Here is a 21,582-nt window from a genome sequence, read left to right on the forward strand (position 1 = left end):
TCAGCTTAGCGCGAGCAACTGACGCGTATAGGCCCGTTGTGGCGCGTTAAATACGTGCTCGCATTGCCCCTGTTCCACGACTTCTCCCTGCCGCAACACAATTACCTGATGGCATAGCGCACGTACAACGTGTAAATCATGGCTGATAAAAATATAAGCCAGGCGATGCTTTTCCTGTAAGGACTTTAACAGCGTGAGGATTTGCGCCTGTACGGTTCTGTCGAGCGAGGATGTCGGCTCATCCAGAATGATCAGCGAGGGTTTCAGAATCAATGCCCTGGCAATGGCTATGCGCTGGCGTTGACCACCGGAAAACTCTGCAGGATAACGATGGCGGGTTTCGCTATCGAGTCCGACTTCAGCCATCACTGCTTTTACCTGCGCTTCACGCTGTTCAGCGGAAAGCGTTGGCTGGTGAACGCGCAATCCCTCTTCAATAATTTGTAATACGCTCAAACGCGGATTCAGTGAAGAGTTGGGATCCTGAAAGACCACCTGAATGCGGTGGCGTATTGGCAACAGTTGGCGACGATTTAAGGTATGCAGCGCCAGACCATCGAACACAATACTGCCTTGTGATGTGATTAATCGCAGCAACGCCAGACCGGTGGTACTTTTCCCGGATCCTGATTCGCCCACCAGTCCCAGAGTTTCACCGGGTCTGAGGGTAAAACTGACGTTGTTAACCACCACGTTATGATCCACCACGCGCTTGAGGATACCTTTGCGTACAGGAAAGGCGACCCTGAGCCCATTCACTTCCAGTAATGGCGGCTGTCCGGCGGGTAAAGGGACTGGATCGCCGGAGGGTTCGCTATTTAACAGTTTCTGTGTGTAGGAATGGGTTGGCGCGGCAAGCAGTGGCTCGGCACGGTTTTGTTCAACGCATTGACCGTTCTGCATGACGGCAATGGAATCGGCCAGCTTTCTCACGATGCTGAGATTATGAGTGATAAACAGCAATCCCATGTTCAGCTCACGCTGCAACTCCCGCAGCAGTTGCAAAATTTGCGCCTGCACAGAGACATCCAGCGCGGTTGTGGGTTCGTCGGCAATTAGCAGCTCCGGGCGGGTTAACAGCGCCATAGCAATCATTACGCGCTGGCGCTCACCGCCGGAAAGCTGGTGCGGATAATCTGTAAGGCGTTTCGCTGCATGGCGAATGCCTACACGATCCAGACAGGTCAGAATTTCTGCCCGTGCGGCTTCCCGACGCATTCCCCTATGCAAAGACAGGACTTCATAGAGCTGTTTTTCAAGGTTATGCAATGGGTTCAACGACACCATTGGTTCCTGGAAAATCATGGCGATTTTATTTCCCCGTACACCGCGAAGCGTCTGCTCGTTAGCGTGAAGTAATGATGCACCGTGAAAGCGGATATCACCGGAGAGGTACACCGCGGGCGGCGTGGGTAACAGACGCAACACCGAAAGCGCGGTGACGCTTTTACCTGAACCGGATTCACCCACCAGCGCCAGCGTTTGCCCGGCATCAACGCGCAAAGAGAGTGTATTGACTACAGTGCGTACGCTATCTTGTTGACGAAAACCGACTGATAAATTCTCAATAGCTAACAGAGGTTGTGTCATCTTAAATCGCCTTATTGGGATCAAATGCGTCGCGTACCGCTTCACCAATAAAGATCAGTAGCGATAATAGCAGGGCAACGGAGATGAACGCGGTGATGCCAAGCCACGGCGCCTGCAGGTTGTTTTTACCCTGTAACAGGAGTTCTCCCAGCGATGGCGAGCCAAGCGGTAAGCCAAACCCAAGAAAATCCAGCGAGGTAAGGGTCGTTATCGAGGCGCATAAAATAAACGGTAAAAAGGTCAGGGCGGCAACCATCGCATTCGGTAGCATATGGCGCAGAATAATACTGCGATCGCTAACCCCGAGCGCTTGCGCTGCGCGAATGTAATCAAAGTTTCGGGTGCGCAGAAATTCCGCGCGTACCACGCCAACCAGGCTCATCCAGCCAAACAGCACGGTGATAGCTAATAGCCACCAGAAGTTAGGTTGAACGACGCTGGATAGCAAAATAATCAGAAACAGCGTTGGCATACCGGACCACACTTCGATGAACCGTTGTCCCCACAGGTCTACCTTACCGCCATAATAGCCCTGTAGCGCGCCGGCCATCACCCCCATGACGCTGGAACACAGGGTCAGCATCAAGCCAAACAGAATTGAGATGCGGGTGCCGTAAAGGATACGCGCCAGCACGTCACCACCATTTGCGTCAGTACCCAGCCAGTTTTGCGCAGAGGGGGGAGAGGGGAAGGGCTTATCGGTGGCAAAGTTGATGCTGGTAGCGCCGAACCGGATGGGGGCCCATAGTATCCAACCCCGGCTCTCCAGACGGTGTTGCAGCCACGGATCCTGATAATCAGCCTTTGTTGCTAACGGGCCGCCGAAATCGCTCTCACTGTAGTTTTTAACCAGAGGGAAATACCAGCTGTCGTCATAGCGTACCAACAGCGGCTTATCATTAGCGATCAGCTCGGAACACATGCTCAGGCCAAACAACACCAAAAAAATCCATAATGACCAGTAGCCGCGGCGGTTATGACGAAAACGCGCCCAGCGGGCCTGATTGACGGGGCTTAATCGCGACATTAGCGTCCCTCAAAATCAATACGAGGATCGACCAACGTATAGCTGATATCACTGAGGATATTGAGCAACAGGCCGATCAGGGTGAAGATGTAGAGTGTGCCGAACATCACCGGGTAGTCGCGCGATACGGTAGATTCATACCCCAGTAATCCCAGACCATTAAGTGAAAACATCACTTCAATCAGCAGTGAACCGGTGAAAAACATACTGATAAATGTGGCGGGAAATCCTGCGATTACCAGCAACATGGCATTGCGGAACACATGCTTCCATAGAATATTTTTCTCACTAACGCCTTTGGCACGCGCAGTAACGACATATTGCTTACGTACCTCATCCAGAAATGAGTTTTTAGTCAGCATGGTCAGCGCGGCGAACCCACCCACCACGGTTGCCAGCACTGGCAGAGTAATGTGCCACAGATAATCGGTAATTTTTTGATACCATGGCAGGGCGTCAAAGTTAGCGGACACGAGCCCACGTAGCGGGAACAGGTCGTAATAGCTGCCCCCGGCAAAAAAAACGATCAGCAAAATGGCAAACAGAAAGGCCGGAATGGCATAGCCAATAATAATAAATGCGCTGCTCCAGACATCAAACCGGCTGCCATTGTGAACCGCTTTGCGGATCCCAAGCGGTATCGACACCAGATAGATGATAAGCGTACTCCACAGCCCCAGGGTAACGGACACCGGGAGGCTGTCTTTGATTAGCGTAAGAACAGAGGCGCTGCGGAACAGACTGTCGCCAAAATCAAAACGGATATAGTCCCAGAGCATCTTGAAATAGCGTTCATGAATGGGTTTATCGAATCCGTAGCGACGGGTAATTTCCGCAATAACCTCCGGGTCAAGGCCCCGACCGCCACGGTAGTTACTGTCGCTGATATTCCCAACGCCGGTTTGCGCGTGGCTGGCGCGAACACCTTCGCTGCCCGCACCGGGCAACGCACCGCTTTGTCCGAACTCAATGGCGGCGACGGCCTGCTCAACAGGACCGCCAGGTGCTATCTGTACGATAAAAAAGTTGATAGTAATGATGGCCCAGAGCGTGGGGATCACCAGCAGCAGACGTCGAATCAGATAAGCACCCATTTATTCTCCCTGCCGTCTGGCTGCGGGCAGTTTCGCCGCTTTGTTGACGTCATACCACCAGTTGTCGATGCCAATGGTATAAATCGGGCGGATAGCCGGATGCGAAAACTTATCCCACCAGGCGATACGATCTTCTGCCATGTACCACATCGGCAACATGTAGTAGTTCCAGGTTAATACCCGGTCCAGTGCCCGCCCCAACGGGATCAGTTTGGCTTTATTCCCTTGTGCGGCAATGATCTGGCTAATCAGTTTATCAATGACCGGGCTTTGCACACCGGGCGCGTTATAGCTGGAGTCTATATATTCAGAGGCCCACAGAATTTGCAGGTCTGAGCTTGGCCACGGCATTGCGCGATAGAGCCTGGGCATCATGTCATAGTCACGGCTGCGCAAACGGTTAGTGATTTGCGAGTTATCGACCTGGCGGATATTCATCGTAATACCTAACCGTTGCAGGTTGTGCTGGAATGGCAATACCCACTGGCTGTTGCTGCCTGCCGGGAGTAATAACTCGAAGGTCAGCGGTTTACCGCTGGTGATATTTATCCGTTGTTGCCCTTTTAGTATCCATCCCGCCTGTTGGAGTAACGTATCGGCTTTCAACAGGTTTTCACGATCGTAGCCATCGCCTTCCGACATCGGTGGTTGATAGATTTGACTGAAGACTTCCGGTGGCAGCTCTTTTTTCAATGGCGCGAGGATCACCAGTTCATCCGCATCGGGATAACCTCTGGCTGCATACTCGGTGTTCTGGAAATAGCTGTTTGTCCGACTCCAGGCATTATAAAACAGGGCCTTATTCATCCATTCGAAATCGAAGGCCAGCGTAATCGCTTCCCGTACACGTCGGTCACTAAACATTGGACGTTGAATATTAAAGGCTAACCATCGAGTGTCCTGCGCGGACTCATTCTTTTGTTGGTCTTTGACAATGTAATGATTGGCGAAATTCTTACCGGTATAACGGGTTGCCCAATTTTTTGCATCGTTTTCAAGTCGCAGGTCGAACGCTCCAGCCTTAAATGCTTCAAAAGCGACGTTATCATCTAAATAGTAATCGTAGCGGAGGGTATCAAAGTTCCAGCGCCCGCGATTGACGGGCAGGTTTGCCGCCCAATAATCTTTAACGCGCGAATAAACAATGTACTGGCCCATTTTCCATTGACTGATGCGATAAGGGCCGCTGGCAAGTGGTGGAGATGACAAGGGGTCGCTGAGCTTGTGATCTTTCCAGTACTTTTCGGGCATAACGGGTAAGGAAAACAGGCTGAGCATATCCTCTTTACCCGGTTTGGCGAGTTCAATTCGCACTGTTAACGGGGCAATTGCCTTTACCGTTGTTCCTTTGTAGACCAGACGAAACTGCGGTACGCCTTCGGTCATAAATTTATGGAAGGTGAATTCGACATCGCGTGCGGTAATGGGTGAACCATCGTGAAAACGGGCCCGCGGATTAATCGCGATTTCTACCCACGAGTAATCATCGGCGTAACGCGCTCTGTCAGCGATGAGCGGGTAGTAGCTGCCGGGTTCGTCATCCGAGGTGGTAAACAGCGTATCGTAGAGCGTTTCGGTGCGTGCGCCAGGGTTGCCGCGCATCGAGTAGCGGTTGAAGTTGTCGAAGGTACCAAGGGCAGAGAGGGTGAGCTGCCCGCCTTTAGGGGCCGCGGGGTTAACATAATCAAAGTGATTAAAATTAAACGCGTACTTGGGGTCGCCCAACACGGCAAAGGCGTAGCTTTCTTTGATGGATTGGGCATGAACGTTAAACCCGATAAGGGCGATAAACAGAAGCAGTACGCGAGGAATCATATCACAGAGGTTTCCTTGTCCTGTCACAACCCGACAGGCTTCTTGCCTGAGAAATAGCGGTTGGGATGGCGAATGAAAATATATAAATCGCCTGGTGCGATCACCACGTTGGCTTATCGGATTGCGCCATCCAACGTACAAAATCATCAAGCACTAATGGGCGACTGATCCAGTATCCCTGGAAGAAATGAACCCCGCGATCGCGCAGCCATCGGGCTTGCTCAGGCGTTTCTACCCCTTCGGCAACCGTCAGCATATTAAGACGCTTAGACAGTGTCAACACCGCATCCAGTACCGGAGACGTTAGCGTTTCTGTCCCAATAGCGTTGATAAATCCTCGGTCGATTTTCAGATAGTCAACGGTAAAGCGTTCCAGATAAATGAGTGCGCTATGGCCGGTGCCGAAATCATCAATGGCAATTTCGAATCCGGCAGCGTGTAGCCATTCAAATAACTTTGATGCTTCATGCTGATTGAGCATATCGCGTTCGGTGATTTCGAGTACAACCTGGAAATGGTGTGGTGGCAGGGAGGCGTTCAGGCGCTGAATATCGTCTTTAAAGCTCTCACCATGCAGGTGCGTTGGGGCGATGTTGAGCCCGAGCTTTGCGCCTTGCGGTAACACTTTTTTTAATGCGGGGGCATCACGGGCCACCAGTTTGAACAGATGCTGCGTCAGCGGCACGATCATTTGCTGTGATTCAGCGTAGTGAATAAACGCATCTGGCGGGATCTCACCTGTTGTCGGGTGGCGCCAGCGTAACAATACTTCTACGCCTTTTACTTCCAGCGTCTGCATTTCAACGACCGGTTGGTAGACCACATAAAACTGATCGTGCTTGATAGCGTTGAGAATATCCTTTCCCGGGCGTAAACGAACGGCGTAGTTGTAGTACCACAAAAGCAACCCGGTCATGATCCCGGCCATACATCCCAACATGACGGCATACCAGACGTCAGTGTACGTCCACTCTTGCGCGTATAGCCGGATCTTCATCGGGATCCCTTTCAGCGTTGTCTGGCGCCAGGTGGTTTCCGGAAGCGCGGAAACGTCCATCAGTTGGGATGAAAATGTCGTGATAGCGGTATCACCAACAATAATTGCAAGACCGTCAAAATCATCTTCTCGGGCGGTATAGAGCAGGTAAGGCGCCAGATTGATATTCAGTGAGGAAAACACGCCACTATTCTTAAATGAAGGATTCCGCTGCCAAATCATGATCGCTGGATTGTCCGGCATCATCGGGGTACCGGACAGTAATTCCACATCGATATTTTGCTTGAGATCCAGCTTCGGAACCAGCGACAGAATAGGCGAGTCCATCGCGCCAGTTGCGGAGGAGCAGAAAGCAATACCATCTTTTACCAATAAAAAAGCGCGTACATTGAGGTTAAACGCTGCGCTGGCGGTCAGCCTGGCGGCAACTTGTTGGCAATTGTATGAGACCAGCGGCTGCAGGGAATCTGTTGTGCTTTTGAGGTCTGAGAGGTAACTGCTGATGTAAGAATCGATATCGGAAAGAAGCGTTTCGTACTTAACATCTCGTTTGTGCCAGGTGGCAACAAACTGCAGGGTGCTGACAAGTACCGCGACGACTACCCCCGTAAAAATACAGGTAAAAAGGACATTTCGACTGGAAGATGAGGGACGTCTGAACATAGTTCCTTATGTTTACCTGGGGTATTTGCTTATTATTAAACTGCTTGATCTGTAAAACTATAACCTGGATTGATTCGTATGGTGAGATTTTTCTTAAATATAGCGCAACGCAAAAAGCACTGCCGAAGCAGTGCTTTTGATAAGTCTCATCAGGATAGCCAAGGGATAGCTGCCAAACGAAATTAACTGCGGCTCAGGACCCGGCGAGCTTCGTTGTAACGTTTTTTCCAGTAAGGCTCGTTCATGCTGGAAATGATAACGCCACTGCTGGTCGAGGCATGTACAAACTGGTTATTGCCGATATAGATACCGACGTGACGGCCGGTGGAACCCGCACGGAACAGAACCAGATCGCCTGTGCGCAGATTAGTGCGCGAAACGGATTTGCCCGTTTCCTGTTGCTCGTAGGTTGAGCGCGGAAGCTCTAAACCAAATTGCTCGCGGAATGTACGCTGTACGAAGCTTGAGCAATCAATGCCTTTTTTAGTGCTGCCGCCAAGGCGGTAACGCACGCCTTTCCAGTCAGCGTATTGATCCATAATACGTGATTTAACATCGATATTACGTACCATACTTTCAAATTCATCCTGAGAGGCTTGCAGTGAAGAGTTATCTCCATTACCCACAGCATGCGTCTCAGAATGCATATTCTTCGCGGTGTTCGATGTGCTACATGCAGAAAGCAGAACCGCAACTGCTATCGCGGGTATCCCCCGCAAGATATATCTCAAAATCGGTTGAGATTTGACCATTTTGTTTGTTTTCCCTTGAAGTCCTTAACGATAAATATCGTTATAAAAAATGCCAAACGTGACGAGACTAATTACCAACGCATGATGAGACAATTCTTTAAGGTCAAATCTGTGGCAGAACGCACAAATTTATTCTTATAGTGAACAATTATCCTGCGAGGCAAAACGAGTCTGAGATTACCCGATCGCTCCGGTCATTGCGAGTGATTTTATGTGATTTCTTATAAGAAAAAGTGATACAGAAAGTGAATAAACTGCATTGGCTAAATTAAGAACAGATAGAGTGAAAAACACGCAATTCATTCATTTTAAACAGGAATAATATGACAGGAGAATGACAGTCAGAAGGATAATTTCCTGGCAGATATCATCAGGAAATCAGAAGCATTCCTGATGATGTTAATTACTTTGCGTTATTTGTTTAAAAATTGTTTATTTTTGCCGGGAAGATAATGAATAAACAGCGTAACCAGGCGGTCGCTTAATGGCGTCATTAACCACCAGGGCAAGCCAATCAATACGACGGTCATTGAACCTACCACGATATCTGTGAGCCAATGTGCGCCGATCATTACGCGTGGAAAGGCAAAAACCACAGTGATAATAAGGCCGATTATTCCTGCGACTTTTCCGAAATAACGTAGCATAAATGCGGAAAAAATAAGCAGCATCATACCGTGATCGCCAGGAAAACTGTCTCTGGACGCATCTTTTGTTGAAATATGCAGCAGCTCGCTGACGCGATTAATATTATCGAACGTGAGGGTGGGGCTGGCGCGCTTAACCGGAATAAGCGCCTGGCCCAGTTGGTTTAATATCACCGCTGTAAGCAGCATCACCAGCCCAATCGCCACAATACGACGACGACCTTCCTGCGTTTCTTTTAACCAAAAACTCAGCATTAATGCGCCCATCGCCAATAATGAACAGCCGTCAAATGCCCGGTTATTGGTGACCGCGACAATCCACAGGAACAGCGGGCTCTCAACCAGCTTATGATTGAAGAAGTGGAAGATGCCCGAATCAAGAGAAAACCAGAGCCCATGACCGTGTGGAAGGTACCAGGACAAAAACAGCGCCAGACCAGCAATATTAAGCAGGAGTATTAGTGGGTATCGGGTTTTCATCGTCGTCTACCATTGCCATAAAACGGAGGCAACCTTACGCGCCAGCGTCTAAACGAAGCCTCAACAATGCACTCTGTAATGCATTCCAGTCGGTCTCGGTATCGGAGATGAGTTCAATGCGGCTATCTGGAGGGGCGACGTTTTGGGTCTCAATATGCCAGTCCTCACCCTGACGATTGATACGCACCAGCCCCTCTTTAATACGCATCACTCCCTTCACGCGGCCGACAGGGGCGAGACGTGACCATTCCAGCAGGCCGATGGTATCGAACACCGTGTCAGCGTCAAAAATCCAGCCGCAGGCCTGATGCCCCTGACCGCTGTTCAGACTGCGACGCCAGCGTTGCTGCGCAGGCAGGCTTAGTGCTGCCAGCCCTTTTTTATCAGCATGCTGGTGAGTATGTGCCGCACTGGAGGGAAGCTCCGTCAGATTCAGTCGGGGCAAATCCAGTAAGTGTCCGTCGATCTGTCCATGATCGGCATAAACTAACTGGCGGTTACCGCCGTAGTGCTGCCACCAGGTTTGCAGAGCAGTTTCGCTTTCTGTCGTGGCACGATCGGATTTATTGGCAACGATAATATCGGCAGAGGCCAACTGATCGCGGAAATTCTCATTCGTGACGCTTTTTTCATTCAGCAACAGGCGCGGATCAAGGATACAGATCGTTGCGCGCAAGTCGATCCACGGTTCGTAAACCGGCGCGGTGAGTAAATCCAGAATTTGTTTGGGATGCCCGAGACCGGTGGGCTCAATCAGCAGTCGATCCGGTTTTCCCTGACGTAACAGCGTATTGAGACCAACCTGCATGGGCAAACCATTAACGCAGCACATACAGCCGCCGGGGATCTCTTTGAGCATTGCGCCGCTGTCGGCGAGCAGCGCGCCGTCGATACCCACTTCGCCAAACTCATTGACCAGAACGGCCCACTTCTCTGCGGGATCTTTGTTGGCCAATAGATGAAGAATAGATGTGGTTTTGCCACTGCCAAGAAAACCCGTGATGAGATTGGTTTTAGTCACGTTTACTCCAGATTCATAAATTACCGTGATGGCTTTTAACAATCCTGGCGAAAAACGGGGGAAAAGAGAAGCGCAGAGAGGACGAAGACGAACTTCGTCCTGTTTAATGACAGAAATCGTTAACTTTTTAACGTCTCGATGACCGCCTGATGTGCACCGTATTGGGCGATACGTTGCCAGGCTCTTTCTACGGTATCGACGAAGCGTGGGTTCTGTGCGAGGTCAGTGGCAAAGATTTCGTGCAGTGAAAGCAGCGCGCTGACGCGTTCTGATTCCGTACTCTGTTCGACGATAGTGCGGATTTTGTCACTCATCGGGTCACGAATATCGATAATTTCACCTGAATCATCAATCCCGCTTACGTAGCGCATCCAGCCCGCAATGCCGAGCGCCAGCAGCGGCCACTCGCTTTGGCGTGCTAAATGAACGCGAATCCCGTCCAGCATACGTTGGGGTAATTTTTGGCTGCCATCCATCGCGATTTGCCAGGTTTTATGTTTCAGCGCCGGATTGGCAAAGCGTTCCAGCAGGCTGTCGGCATACTGGTCTAAATCAACGTTGGTGATGCGCAGCGTCGGGGCTTGTTCGCTGAGCATCAGGCGATGAGCCGCTTCGCGAAATGCGCTGTCCTGCATACAGTCGCTGATATGCTGGAATCCCGCCAGATAACCGAGGTAAGCGAGAAACGAATGGCTACCGTTCAGCATCCGCAGTTTCATTTGCTCCCACGGCAAAACGTCATCAACCATCTGTACACCGGCCATTTCCCATTGCGGACGGCCGCTGACAAAATGGTCTTCAATGACCCACTGAATAAACGGCTCGCAGCTGATTGCGCAAGGGTCTGCCACGCCTAATTCGCGGGCAATTTCATCCAGTGATTCTTCAGTCGCTGCCGGGACAATCCGGTCTACCATGGTTCCCGGGAAACTGACGTGCTCTCGAATCCAGTTAGCCAGTTCAGGTGAGCGTTTCTCCGCCATTCCCAGTACGGCGTTTTTTACCACATGACCGTTGTCCGGGATGTTATCACAGGAGAGGACGGTAAACGGTTGCAGCCCACGTTGACGTCGGCGGTGTAGTGCCTCAACAATAATACCCGGTGCAGAATGGGGTTCATGCGGTACTTGCAGATCGTGAATAATGCGCGGGTTAGCGATATCGAGTGACCCCGTGGCAGGATCAATACAGTAGCCTTTTTCCGTAATGGTTAACGAGACAATCGCGACCTGAGGCTCGCAAAATTTTTCGATAATAGCCGCCAGTGAATCCAGCTTTGCATTCAGGCACTCGTTGACGGCTCCGACGATAATCGGCTGGTTGCCGGCCGCACCTTTTTCCAGCACGGTAAATAAATGATCCTGTTCGCGTAGCTGGCTCATCAACCGGTCGCCGCTGAACAGGCTGATCTCACAAATTCCCCAGTCTCCGCCCTGCGAATTTAGCACCCGGTCGGTCAATAACGCCTGATGGGCACGATGAAATGCACCGAAACCAAAATGTACGATCCGCGTTTTTAGCTGTTGGCGATCGTACTGAGGCATCACGACATTTTCCGCAAGAGACGCTGAGGCAATAGTCTTCATTAAATACACCTGATTAACCATTAATTAACAATGGCAGTATAAAGTTATATGACAACAAATTGAATTGGTGTGCCTCATTTATCCGGGTAATGTGAGCTGGATCAATCAATGATGGGCGATGTGTTGATCGTATAGCGGATGCCTGTATGGTAGTCGTCATAAAAGTCGGTTAATTTGGTATAACAACTTGTGAGGTGAAGCAATGGAACAAACCTGGCGTTGGTACGGACCAAACGATCCAGTATCGCTTGATGATGTGCGGCAGGCTGGCGCAACGGGTGTTGTGACCGCCTTGCACCACATTCCAAACGGTGAAGTGTGGCCCGTAGAAGAAATTCAAAAGCGCCAGGCGATTCTGGCCGAAAAAGGGCTGACCTGGTCGGTGGTGGAAAGCATCCCCGTCCACGAAGATATCAAAACACAATCCGGCCAATATCAGACGTGGATTGCAAACTACCAGCAAAGTATTCGTAACCTGGCGACCTGCGGTATTGATACTGTGTGCTACAACTTCATGCCGATCCTCGACTGGACGCGTACCGACCTTGAATATCAGTTACCGGATGGATCCAAAGCACTGCGTTTTGACCAGATTGCGTTCGCGGCTTTTGAATTGCACATTCTGCAACGTCCGGGTGCAGAAGCCGATTACACCGCTGAAGAGCAGCGTCAGGCGTTGGATTACTTCAATGCAATGACCGCTGCCGACATTGAAAAGCTGACCCGCAACATTATCGCTGGCCTGCCTGGTGCCGAAGAGGGATATACGCTGGATCAGTTCCGCGCGCGTCTTGCTGAATATGACGGCATCAGCAAAGACGATCTGCGCAATAATATGGCGGTATTCCTGCGGGCGATTGTGCCTGTTGCTGAGGAAGTTGGCGTACGTCTGGCAGTGCATCCTGACGATCCGCCACGGCCAATCCTCGGTCTGCCACGTATCGTGTCGACCATTGAAGATATGCAATGGCTGAAAGAAACAGTTGATAGTATCAATAACGGTTTCACTATGTGTACCGGTTCGTACGGCGTGCGCGCCGATAACGATCTGGTAAAAATGATTGAGACCTTTGGCGATCGTATTCACTTCACACACTTGCGTTCAACCTGCCGTGAAGAAAACCCGAAAACCTTCCACGAAGGCGCACACTTGCAGGGCGATGTGGATATGGTATCGGTGGTGGCAGCCATTTTGAGTGAAGAGCAACGCCGTAAGAAAGTGGGTGATTTGCGTCCGATCCCAATGCGCCCGGATCATGGGCATCAGATGCTTGATGATCTGCACAAGAAAACGAATCCGGGCTACTCCGCGATTGGTCGCCTGAAAGGGCTGGCAGAAGTTCGCGGCGTGGAGCTGGCGCTGAAAAAAACGCAGTTCCGCGATCTGCTGTAATTCGCTCAACACCAGGCGATAAATTGCCGGATGGCGCTTGTCCCGTCCTCTGGCAATACTCAGGTGCGTTGTTATTGCTGTAATAACGCACACCTTTCCTGTTCCAGTACGTTTAATACCTTTCTGAGGTGCGGCACCTGCAGCCCGCCAAAACCAAAGAACATCACCGCATCGGAATTTTTTTGCCGCCAGGCTGTTTCTGAGCCGTTTTCAATTTCCTGTAATGTATCAAAGCGTACCCCTGCCCGCAGACAGCGCTGACGTAGTTTTGCGATGACGTCAGGCGACCAGTTAAGGCGCAATGAGAGATGTAACCCTGCCGTGGCACCATCGATCTTTCCTTCAGGGAACAGGGTTGATAAGCCATCACGCAGTAATGCGAGGCGTGCTGCGTAGTTGCAGGCTAGCTTGCCGAGATGGGTATAAAACACCTGGTTTTGCATTAACTCGGCTAAAAACTGCTGCAATAACCACTGGCTACCATTGTTGTTCAGCGCTTTCATATTTTGAATGGCGGGCAGCAGTTCATCAGGGCAAACGAGGTAACCGAGACGTGCCCCCGGTCCCAGCGTTTTTGAGAAGGTCCCCATGTAGATAACCCGGTTGTGGTAATCCATGGCTTTCAGTGCCGGAAGGGGATTCTCGCCATACGTAAATACGGCGTCGTAATCGTCTTCAATAATCCAGGCACCCACTCGCTGTGCCCACGTGAGTAATGACTTACGTCGTTCAAGTGACAGAACACTGCCCATGGGATACTGATGAGCGGGTGTCACATAACAAAGCTGGGTTTCAACTTCGGGTAAATTATCGGTGCACAGCCCGTGATTATCCACGGCAATAGACGTAATATCGGCACCATAATAATTAAACAGATGCCATGCGCCAGAATAACAAGGTGATTCGGCGACCACGTGACATTTTTTATTCTGGCTTAGTGCATGATGAATAATGAATATTTGACTGAGCAGTGATAATCCTTCCTGAATTCCATCAGTAATGATGATATTTTGTGCGCTGGTATTAATGCCACGGGATAAATTAAGGTATCTGACAATTTGCTCACGCAATGAAAATAATCCATTTGGTGAATGGTACCGGGTCAGTAACTGCTCTTTAAGTACGCTGGGGGCATTATTCCATTTACGCCAGCTTGACCAGGGAAACGCATTGGGGTCAGGGACGCCCACCCGGCAATAGCACTCACGCCCCATTTCAGCGTAAACATCGGTAGAAACACCGGCGGGCTTAGGCTTTATCGGTGGTGAGCCTTCCACAGATGGCACGTGTGCCGGGGGACTACGCATAGGTGCCGTAAATGTGACCTCATAGCCGATACCCTGCCTGCTCTTAATAAAACCGGCCGCCATCAGTTTTTCATACGCCATCACCACCGTGATTTTGGCCACGTTTAACGTCTGCGCCTGCTCGCGGATAGAGGGCAGTTTATCCCCGCAAAGCAAATCGCCTTGCTGAATTGCCTGAAAGTAGAATTGAAAGATCTGCAATTGTAGCGGGGTGCGACTTTCCCTGTTGAGAGACAGCGTCAGCATGAGGAATTTCCTTGTTTAAACAATAACGGCATATTACACGTTTCAACATATTGCTATTTTGACACGCCTCATAGAGTTAAGGCTGTTCCTATAATCTGAAATCGCTGTCTCTATTTTTGCTTTTTAATATCCCTTAGCGTGACGCTATTAAAAAAATGGAGGCAGGTATGTCGTGGATAAAAAAGAACGCGCTTTGGTGGGCGTTAGGTGGCGCAGTCGTAATGGCCATTGTTATTTGGGGAACATGGCAAGGAGTCCATTACACCAGCACTACGGAGTTTTGTTTATCGTGCCACTCGATGCGCACATCAGGAGATGAGTATAAAACCAGCGTGCATTTTCGTAATGCCTCTGGCGTGCGAGCGGAGTGTAAGGATTGCCACATTCCCCCGGGAGTCGTCCCGACGTTGATGCGTAAAACCGAAGCCCTTAACGATCTCTACCACACCTTTATCTCACCTTCTATTGATACCCCGGAAAAGTTCAATGCTAAACGGGCTGAGCTCGCCCAGAGAGAGTGGGCGCGGATGAGCGCCAACAACTCGGCAGCCTGTAAATCGTGTCACAGCTATGAAGCGATGGATCATGGAAAACAATCCGCCAATGCCGCGGCGCAAATGACGGCGGCAGCGGCGAAGGACAGCAACTGCATTGACTGTCACAAAGGGATCGCGCACCACAAACCGGACATGAGCAGTGGTTTTCGCGATCGCTACAAGCAGCTACAACAGCAGGCAGAAAAACTATCAACTGCGACGACGCTGTTTTCGTTAAGCGAAAAAACACTGACAGCCACGGCAGGGGCACCAGCAGGGAAAGCGCTGTTATTTCCGGCGACCCAGGTCAAGGTGCTGCAAAAAGAGGGGAGCAACGTCCAGTTGGAAGTAACAGGCTGGCGTGAAAGCAAGGGGCGTGGGCGGGTGCTCACCCAGTATATGGGCAAACGCATATTCTCCGCGGTTCTGGATGCTTCACTGCTGGAAAACGTCAAAGTCCTGCAAACCCAGACTGACCCAGGTTCGCATCAGGAATGGCAGCAGGTGAGCGTGACCGCATGGACCTCCGCGCAGGGACTCATCGATAGCATTACTCCGGTGTGGGAGTACTCAGATCAGATGCTGCAATCGACGTGTAGCGCCTGTCACAGCACGCCGCCGGCTACCCGATACACCGCCAATGGCTGGATTGCCGGACTGAAAGCGATGTCGACGTATTATCGACTCAATCCGGTGGAAGAACGTACTTTGTTGAAATACCTCCAGACCCACGCCAGCGATGTGTCTGAACCCAACAAATAATAAGGATAAGATATGGATATTCATGATTTTAATCCGTCCCGTCGTCGTTTTCTGACCGGAATGCTGGCGGTTGGCGCTGCCAGTGCGCTGGCGCCTAATCCACTGATATCAAAAGTATGGGCGGCGGGGGAAAACCCCGAACAATGGATCCAGTCCGGCTCACACTATGGTGCTTTTGAAGCCAAAGTGGTTAACGGCGAGTGGACGGAAACGCGCCCGTTCAAATATGACAAATACCCGTGCGATATGCTCAATGCGGTACGTGAAATCGTCTACAACCCTTCACGGGTTCGCTATCCGATGGTTCGACTGGACTGGTTGCGCAAGCGTGAGAAGTCGGATCGTAGCCAGCGGGGAGATAATCGTTTTGTGCGGGTTAGCTGGGATCAGGCGCTGGACCTGTTTTATGAAGAACTTGAGCGGGTGCAAAAAACCTACGGTTCATCCGGCGTCTTTACCGGGCTAGCGGATTGGCAAATGGTGGGCAAATACCACAAGGCTGGCGGTGCAATGGACAGAGGGCTCGGCCTGCATGGTAGCTATGTGACGACCGTAGGCGACTATTCAGCGGCTGCAGCGCAGGTGATTTTGCCGCATGTTATTGGCTCGCTTGAAGTCTATGAACAGCAAACCTCGCTGCCGTTAGTTATCGAGAACAGCAATACCATCGTACTGTGGGGCTGCGATCCGATCAAGAATCTACAGATCGAGTTTCTGGTTCCCGATCACGACGCGTTTGGCTACTGGCAGCAGATCAAAGAGGCCGTCGCCCAGGGCAAAATGCGCGTCATCAGCGTTGATCCGGTGCGGAGCAAATCGCAAAATTTTCTGGGGTGTGAACAGCTGGCGTTACGACCACAGACTGATGTTGCGTTACTGCTGGCGCTCGCACATACCCTGTATGAAGAAAAACTGTACGACACGGCATTCATTAACGACTACACCGTCGGCTTCGAGCAGTTTTTACCCTACCTGATGGGAGATACAGACAAGCAGCCGAAAAACGCCGAGTGGGCTGCTGAAATCTGTGGGCTGACCGCGGATCAGATCCGTGATTTTGCCCGGCTGCTGGTGAAAGGCCGGACGCAGTTTATGGGCGGTTGGTGCGTACAGCGTATGCACCACGGCGAACAGTATCCCTGGATGCTGGTGGTGCTGGCCAGTATGGTCGGTCAAATCGGGTTACCGGGCGGCGGTGTGGGGTTTGGCTGGCACTACAACGGCGGAGGGACGGTGACGTCAGCCGGGCCGGTACTTTCTGGTCTGGGGAGCATTAACAATCCGCCAGAGGCGAAGTATAAACCAGATTTTCGCGGCGTATCCGAGCATATTCCTACCTCACGTATTGTTGATTGCCTGCTGGAGCCGGGCAAAAAGATTGCGTTTAACGGTGAGACGTTAATCTACCCTGACATCAAAATGGCGATCTTCAGCGCGGCTAACCCGTTCCACGCCCAGCAGGATCGCAACCGCATGATCGAGGCGTGGAAGAAACTGGAGACCGTGGTGGTGTTAGATCACCAATGGACCGCATCCTGTCGTTTTGCCGATATCGTCCTGCCTGTTACCACACGCTTTGAACGCAACGATATTGAGCAGTTTGGCACCCATTCAAATAAGGGACTGATGGCGCTACATCAGGTCGTCAAACCGCAATATGAAGCGCGGCATGATTTCGACGTATTTGCCGGACTCTGTAAACGTTTTAACAAGGAGTCGGTATACCGGGAAAACCGCGATGAAATGCAGTGGGTACAAGCGCTCTATGACGAAGGGGTCAAAACGGGTGCCTCGCTCGGTGTTACGTTGCCAGACTTTGACACGTTCTGGAAAGGTGAAGGGTATGTTGAATATCCCGCGGGACAACCGTGGGTGCGTCATGGCGAATTTCGCGATCAGCCCGATCTTAATCCCCTGGGCACACCATCAGGTCTGATTGAAATTTACAGCAAAACGATTGCCGGTTTTCAGTATGACGATTGCCCCGGGCATCCGGTGTGGATGGAGCCGTTTGAACGTAGCCATCAGGGCAGGAAAGATAAATATCCACTACACCTGCAATCCTGTCACCCGGATAAACGCCTGCACTCCCAGTTGTGCTCAAGTGATGCGTTTCGCAGCACGTATGCGGTAGCGGGAAGAGAACCGCTTTACATCAGCGAGCAAGATGCTGCCGCGCGGGGGTTAAAAGCCGGGGATATTGCGCGGGTCTTTAACGCGCGCGGTCAGGTGCTGGCGGGAGTGGTGATTAGCCCTGATTTTACCCCTGGCGTGATCCGCATTCATGAAGGGGCATGGTATTCCCCACTGGAAGGTGGGAAAGTCGGGACGCTATGTACCTATGGCGATCCTAATGTTCTGAGCGCGGATATTGGTACGTCTCAACTGGCGCAAGGGCCTTCAGCGCATACCGTGCTGGTGGATGTCGAACGCTATCAGCAACATGTTCCACCGGTCACGGGATTTGGTGGGCCGGAGACAGTGAAAGAGGAGGGGGACAATGCTGCATAACCTTATTTTCCAGCAACGCGCCGCGGTCTACCAGTGGTTTTCACAATTGCTGTTTCGTGAGCTGGAGCAGAAACAACTCGCCCGTCTTGAAAGCGAGGATACCCGACAGTGGCTTGCGTCGCTGGCGGGTATCCCCGGGCTTTCGCTGGATGTCAAAAAACTGGAGCGTAGCCTGACGCAGGTTCTGCGTCGTGAAAGCCGACAACTGGAGCTGGCCGCAGATTTTGCAACGTTATTTCTGCTGGCGCCGCCTGGCGGTGTTTCTCCGTATGCGGGACATTATCCGCACACAACAGCGGCCGAAGAACGTCGACAAATGAATGTACTGTTGGTTGAACACGGGCTGGCTGCGCAGGAAAATGAGCCTTCCGATCATATCGCTATACAGCTGGCTTTGATGGCGAGAATGGTGGCCAAAGAGGAAACGCTATCTGCACAATATTACTTTTTGCATCATCACATTATGTGTTGGGCACCCTTGTTCCGTGATAGCTGCCTGCAGCGTGATGAGAAGGGATTTTATGCGCGGGCGGTTAGCGTAATTGTGGGTTTTATACGGGAAGATGAGCAGTATCTGGAATCACTGTTGATAGATGATTTTTATCTCAGTAGTCAACGCTGAAAATGACAAAGGGACAGCTCGTGCTGTCCCTGATCGTCAATGTGTGGCAGCGGTATTAGTCTGCGCGTCCCATATAGCGGCGTTCTTCGATATGAATGCGGATTTTCTCACCCGCACTCAGATACTCAGGAACCTGGATCACCAGACCGGTGCTCAGGGTTGCTGGTTTGTTACGCGCACTCGCTGAAGCACCTTTAATGCCCGGTGAGGTTTCAACGATTTCCAGGTCTACGGTCTGAGGCAGTTCAAGCGCCAGCAGTTGGCCGTCCCAGGTCAGTACCTGCATGTCCGGCATCCCGCCTTCCGGGATGAACAGCAGCTCTTCTTCAATCTGGTCTTTGGTGAAGGTATACGGGGTATAGTCTTCTTTATCCATAAAGACATATTCGTTGCCATCAACGTAGGAGAAATCAACCCCGCGGCGGCTCAGAGTGACGGTATCCACGATATCGTCGCCTTTGAAGCGCTCTTCAACTTTCAGACCGGTACGGACATCAGAAAAACGCATTTTGTACAGCGTAGCTGCACCACGTGCGGACGGTGATTGAATATCGATATCTTTTACAATCAGCAGCTTGCCGTTGTAGTTCAGTACCATACCTTTTTTAATTTCGTTCGCTCTTGGCATCGAAAAAATCCTGTAGTGAGGAGTGTCTAAAATATCGCGTCAAACTACTCGCGCCGGGGCATTCAGGCAAGCGGAATTCACACTTTTGCTGGTGCAAAAAAGGTGGTACTGTGCGCTTCCCGCACAATCCGATGGTTATGCTAAAGAGAATACTGTATGGAATGCCGTCCGGATTGTGGCGCATGTTGCACCGCACCTTCTATCTCCAGCCCGATCCCGGGCATGCCTGATGGCAAGCCCGCCAATACGCCGTGCGTTCAGTTAGATGAATCCCTGCGTTGCAAAATTTTTGCGTCTCCGTTGCGCCCAAAAGTGTGTGCCGGTTTGCAACCCAGTGCGGAAATGTGCGGTAAAACGACACACCAGGCTATGCTGTATCTTATTGAGCTGGAAGCGTTGACTGCGCCTTAAACGTCTTTGATGCGCACCAGGCACACAACCGTCGCGACGATCATTACCAGCGCAAACCAGAATACGGCGTGGTAATTCCAGATTTCTGCGGCAATACCCGCCAACGACCCGGCAATAATCCAGCCGACGCGAATGGTATTGGTGTACAACGTTGTGGCCGATCCCGCCTGTCCCGGCATTAAATCCTGAAAATAAAGCATGCCAATCCCGCCGAGGATGCCGATGTAAATCGCGTTCAGCAACTGTAAGCCGAGCAAAACCGCCGGTGAATGTGCCAACAGCATGCCTGCATAAAAAAAGAACCCGGCGATGGCGGCGATTCTCATCAACAGACGTTTGCCCAGACGTTTGGCAAAATATCCCGCAATCAGCATGGTTGGAATTTCCAGTCCTGCTGCGGTGCCCATCATGATACCGGCGAGTTTTTCAGGCAGATGCAGTTCGTTGATGATAAACAGCGGCATATTAATGATATAGAGGCTGTTGGTGCCCCACATTAATGTGCAGATAGCAAAAAGCAGCAGCGTATCACGACGATTACGGCGTGGAGCTTCAACCGCCCCTGTTGCGAGAGGTACGCTTTTGTTCATTGACGGTAAGAAAAACCAGACCATCACGCCGCAGACAATAAATGCCACCGCGGCGCTGAGATACATCACCGTAAAGCTGAACCCCATGGCCAGCGCGTAGGCCAATGGTGGGCCAATCACCCAGGCCAGTGAAACCTGAGCACGTAAAATCGAGCTGAACATGACGGCTTCCCGGCCCGTGCGATCGGCATGTTCACGAGCAAGCGCGAACATTTGCGGGTTGGCGGTGGAGCCAAAGCTACTGAGAAATACGCCGACAAACAGCAAAATAAAATAGTTACGGTTCCAGGCAAACAACACGCAGGCCAGCATACCCAGCACACAGCAAAAAACGATCAGGTTTTTACGATCGCCTTTTTTGTCAGAGCGTCCGGCCAGAAACTGGCTTACCAAAATGCCGATGACGGCGCTACCGGTAAAAAAGAAACCCACCATTCCCGGACGAGCATGGACCTCATTGGTCAGAAAAAGGCTGAGCGTGGGTGTCTGTAATGCCCCGGCGATACCCGTGAGAAAAGCGACAAGCAGGAACGCCGAAGACGTTAAATCAAACGCCTTGGGTGTGGCGGCTACGGGGGTGTTATGCATGTTTAGCTATCAGTGGAGTGAAGAGAGGCGGAGTTTACGCTGCTCGCCAGAAAATAAACAGGGCACTAAATCAAAATCGGTATGGAAAATCAAAATGTCATTTCAGTCTGAGAAGTCCACATGCTGACGATGCTGAAGTTGAGTAGCTGAACACGTTTTTGTGTCAGCTTGTTTCAAAGAAACGCCGAGAAAATGTGCGGTACATCTAAATTCAGCAAGTTAATTGTTAACTTTACTTGCGTGCTGAAGCAGAAAGATCCAGACTCCTTGAAACGTTTCAGCGTCATCTTGCCTTAACTAATGGAGTCGGGTGACG

General features: G+C 51.1%; 17 protein-coding genes. 5 read left to right on the forward strand and 12 right to left on the reverse strand.

Annotation, left to right across the window (positions count from 1 at the left end):
- The 9 genes from yejF to IB196_RS07680 all read right to left on the reverse strand — a co-directional run bounded on the left by yejF (position 1) and on the right by IB196_RS07680 (position 11,672).
- Positions 1-1,590, reverse strand: a complete 1,590-nt coding sequence (gene yejF / locus IB196_RS07640) for a microcin C ABC transporter ATP-binding protein YejF (RefSeq protein WP_149691477.1) — start codon at positions 1,588-1,590, stop codon at positions 1-3.
- Position 1,591: 1 nt separating this feature from the next.
- Positions 1,592-2,617 carry an ABC transporter permease gene (locus IB196_RS07645; protein WP_005129278.1) on the reverse strand — a complete coding sequence of 342 codons (1,026 nt, stop codon included), beginning with the start codon at positions 2,615-2,617 and terminating at the stop codon, positions 1,592-1,594.
- The gene (locus IB196_RS07650) at positions 2,617-3,711 is read right to left on the reverse strand and encodes a microcin C ABC transporter permease YejB (protein WP_040230596.1); all 1,095 of its coding nucleotides are present in this window, start codon (positions 3,709-3,711) and stop codon (positions 2,617-2,619) included. Before IB196_RS07650 ends, IB196_RS07645 begins: the two co-directional genes overlap by 1 nt.
- Positions 3,712-5,526, reverse strand: a complete 1,815-nt coding sequence (locus IB196_RS07655) for an extracellular solute-binding protein (protein WP_155021340.1) — start codon at positions 5,524-5,526, stop codon at positions 3,712-3,714.
- Positions 5,527-5,626: 100 nt separating this feature from the next.
- On the reverse strand, positions 5,627-7,186 hold the full coding sequence (locus IB196_RS07660; protein ID WP_149691479.1) for a cyclic di-GMP phosphodiesterase: 1,560 nt from the start codon (positions 7,184-7,186) through the stop codon (positions 5,627-5,629).
- 182 nt (positions 7,187-7,368) lie between these two features.
- A complete protein-coding gene (gene mepS, locus IB196_RS07665; protein ID WP_040230600.1) occupies positions 7,369-7,938 on the reverse strand; it encodes a bifunctional murein DD-endopeptidase/murein LD-carboxypeptidase in 570 nt (189 codons plus the stop codon).
- 413 nt (positions 7,939-8,351) lie between these two features.
- Entirely contained in the window at positions 8,352-9,065 is a 714-nt protein-coding gene (locus IB196_RS07670) for a phosphatase PAP2 family protein (protein WP_005129267.1), read from the reverse strand.
- 34 nt (positions 9,066-9,099) lie between these two features.
- On the reverse strand, positions 9,100-10,086 hold the full coding sequence (locus tag IB196_RS07675; protein ID WP_188232057.1) for a GTP-binding protein: 987 nt from the start codon (positions 10,084-10,086) through the stop codon (positions 9,100-9,102).
- Between the two features lie 119 nt (positions 10,087-10,205).
- Positions 10,206-11,672: a mannitol dehydrogenase family protein gene (locus IB196_RS07680; RefSeq protein WP_040230601.1), complete on the reverse strand. Its 1,467-nt coding sequence runs from the start codon at positions 11,670-11,672 to the stop codon at positions 10,206-10,208.
- A gap of 202 nt (positions 11,673-11,874) precedes the next feature.
- Here IB196_RS07680 and uxuA point away from each other — a divergent pair, with 202 nt between their 5' ends.
- Complete coding sequence (uxuA, locus tag IB196_RS07685) at positions 11,875-13,065, forward strand: mannonate dehydratase (RefSeq protein ID WP_005129262.1); 1,191 nt, start codon at positions 11,875-11,877, stop codon at positions 13,063-13,065.
- A gap of 71 nt (positions 13,066-13,136) precedes the next feature.
- On the opposite strand, the gene IB196_RS07690 is transcribed toward uxuA, so the two are convergent.
- Positions 13,137-14,618: a PLP-dependent aminotransferase family protein gene (locus tag IB196_RS07690; protein ID WP_005129261.1), complete on the reverse strand. Its 1,482-nt coding sequence runs from the start codon at positions 14,616-14,618 to the stop codon at positions 13,137-13,139.
- Between the two features lie 167 nt (positions 14,619-14,785).
- Here IB196_RS07690 and torC point away from each other — a divergent pair, with 167 nt between their 5' ends.
- From torC to torD, 3 genes are read left to right on the forward strand one after another with little or no spacing between them, the layout of a single operon-like run.
- On the forward strand, positions 14,786-15,916 hold the full coding sequence (gene torC / locus IB196_RS07695) for a pentaheme c-type cytochrome TorC (RefSeq protein ID WP_005129259.1): 1,131 nt from the start codon (positions 14,786-14,788) through the stop codon (positions 15,914-15,916).
- A gap of 12 nt (positions 15,917-15,928) precedes the next feature.
- Positions 15,929-18,427, forward strand: coding sequence for a trimethylamine-N-oxide reductase TorA (gene torA, locus IB196_RS07700; RefSeq protein ID WP_005129258.1), 2,499 nt, complete (start codon positions 15,929-15,931; stop codon positions 18,425-18,427).
- Positions 18,417-19,049 carry a molecular chaperone TorD gene (gene torD, locus IB196_RS07705; protein ID WP_005129256.1) on the forward strand — a complete coding sequence of 211 codons (633 nt, stop codon included), beginning with the start codon at positions 18,417-18,419 and terminating at the stop codon, positions 19,047-19,049. Before torA ends, torD begins: the two co-directional genes overlap by 11 nt.
- 55 nt (positions 19,050-19,104) lie before the next feature.
- Here torD and yeiP read toward each other — a convergent pair whose 3' ends face one another.
- Positions 19,105-19,677, reverse strand: a complete 573-nt coding sequence (yeiP, locus tag IB196_RS07710; RefSeq protein WP_005129255.1) for an elongation factor P-like protein YeiP — start codon at positions 19,675-19,677, stop codon at positions 19,105-19,107.
- 156 nt (positions 19,678-19,833) lie between these two features.
- Here yeiP and IB196_RS07715 point away from each other — a divergent pair, with 156 nt between their 5' ends.
- On the forward strand, positions 19,834-20,088 hold the full coding sequence (locus tag IB196_RS07715) for a YkgJ family cysteine cluster protein (protein ID WP_005129254.1): 255 nt from the start codon (positions 19,834-19,836) through the stop codon (positions 20,086-20,088).
- Here the strand turns inward: IB196_RS07715 and setB are convergent.
- Positions 20,085-21,266 (reverse strand): sugar efflux transporter SetB, encoded by a 1,182-nt coding sequence (setB, locus tag IB196_RS07720; RefSeq protein WP_188232058.1) that lies wholly within the window; start codon positions 21,264-21,266, stop codon positions 20,085-20,087. The two genes, IB196_RS07715 and setB, sit on opposite strands and share 4 nt — an antisense overlap.
- Positions 21,267-21,582: the final 316 nt, after the last annotated feature.

Source organism: Citrobacter sp. C6_1 (genome assembly GCF_014596835.2).
GTDB lineage: Bacteria > Pseudomonadota > Gammaproteobacteria > Enterobacterales > Enterobacteriaceae > Citrobacter > Citrobacter pasteurii.

What these genes read in the sequence shown, in the direction of transcription:
- yejF (WP_149691477.1), bottom strand. Translation starts at nt 1,590, where the DNA reads ATGACACAACCTCTGTTAGCTATTGAGAATTTATCAGTCGGTTTTCGT.
- IB196_RS07645 (WP_005129278.1), bottom strand. Translation starts at nt 2,617, where the DNA reads ATGTCGCGATTAAGCCCCGTCAATCAGGCCCGCTGGGCGCGTTTTCGT.
- IB196_RS07650 (WP_040230596.1), bottom strand. Translation starts at nt 3,711, where the DNA reads ATGGGTGCTTATCTGATTCGACGTCTGCTGCTGGTGATCCCCACGCTC.
- IB196_RS07655 (WP_155021340.1), bottom strand. Translation starts at nt 5,526, where the DNA reads ATGATTCCTCGCGTACTGCTTCTGTTTATCGCCCTTATCGGGTTTAAC.
- IB196_RS07660 (WP_149691479.1), bottom strand. Translation starts at nt 7,186, where the DNA reads ATGTTCAGACGTCCCTCATCTTCCAGTCGAAATGTCCTTTTTACCTGT.
- mepS (WP_040230600.1), bottom strand. Translation starts at nt 7,938, where the DNA reads ATGGTCAAATCTCAACCGATTTTGAGATATATCTTGCGGGGGATACCC.
- IB196_RS07670 (WP_005129267.1), bottom strand. Translation starts at nt 9,065, where the DNA reads ATGAAAACCCGATACCCACTAATACTCCTGCTTAATATTGCTGGTCTG.
- IB196_RS07680 (WP_040230601.1), bottom strand. Translation starts at nt 11,672, where the DNA reads ATGAAGACTATTGCCTCAGCGTCTCTTGCGGAAAATGTCGTGATGCCT.
- uxuA (WP_005129262.1), top strand. Translation starts at nt 11,875, where the DNA reads ATGGAACAAACCTGGCGTTGGTACGGACCAAACGATCCAGTATCGCTT.
- IB196_RS07690 (WP_005129261.1), bottom strand. Translation starts at nt 14,618, where the DNA reads ATGCTGACGCTGTCTCTCAACAGGGAAAGTCGCACCCCGCTACAATTG.
- torC (WP_005129259.1), top strand. Translation starts at nt 14,786, where the DNA reads ATGTCGTGGATAAAAAAGAACGCGCTTTGGTGGGCGTTAGGTGGCGCA.
- torA (WP_005129258.1), top strand. Translation starts at nt 15,929, where the DNA reads ATGGATATTCATGATTTTAATCCGTCCCGTCGTCGTTTTCTGACCGGA.
- torD (WP_005129256.1), top strand. Translation starts at nt 18,417, where the DNA reads ATGCTGCATAACCTTATTTTCCAGCAACGCGCCGCGGTCTACCAGTGG.
- yeiP (WP_005129255.1), bottom strand. Translation starts at nt 19,677, where the DNA reads ATGCCAAGAGCGAACGAAATTAAAAAAGGTATGGTACTGAACTACAAC.
- IB196_RS07715 (WP_005129254.1), top strand. Translation starts at nt 19,834, where the DNA reads ATGGAATGCCGTCCGGATTGTGGCGCATGTTGCACCGCACCTTCTATC.
- setB (WP_188232058.1), bottom strand. Translation starts at nt 21,266, where the DNA reads ATGCATAACACCCCCGTAGCCGCCACACCCAAGGCGTTTGATTTAACG.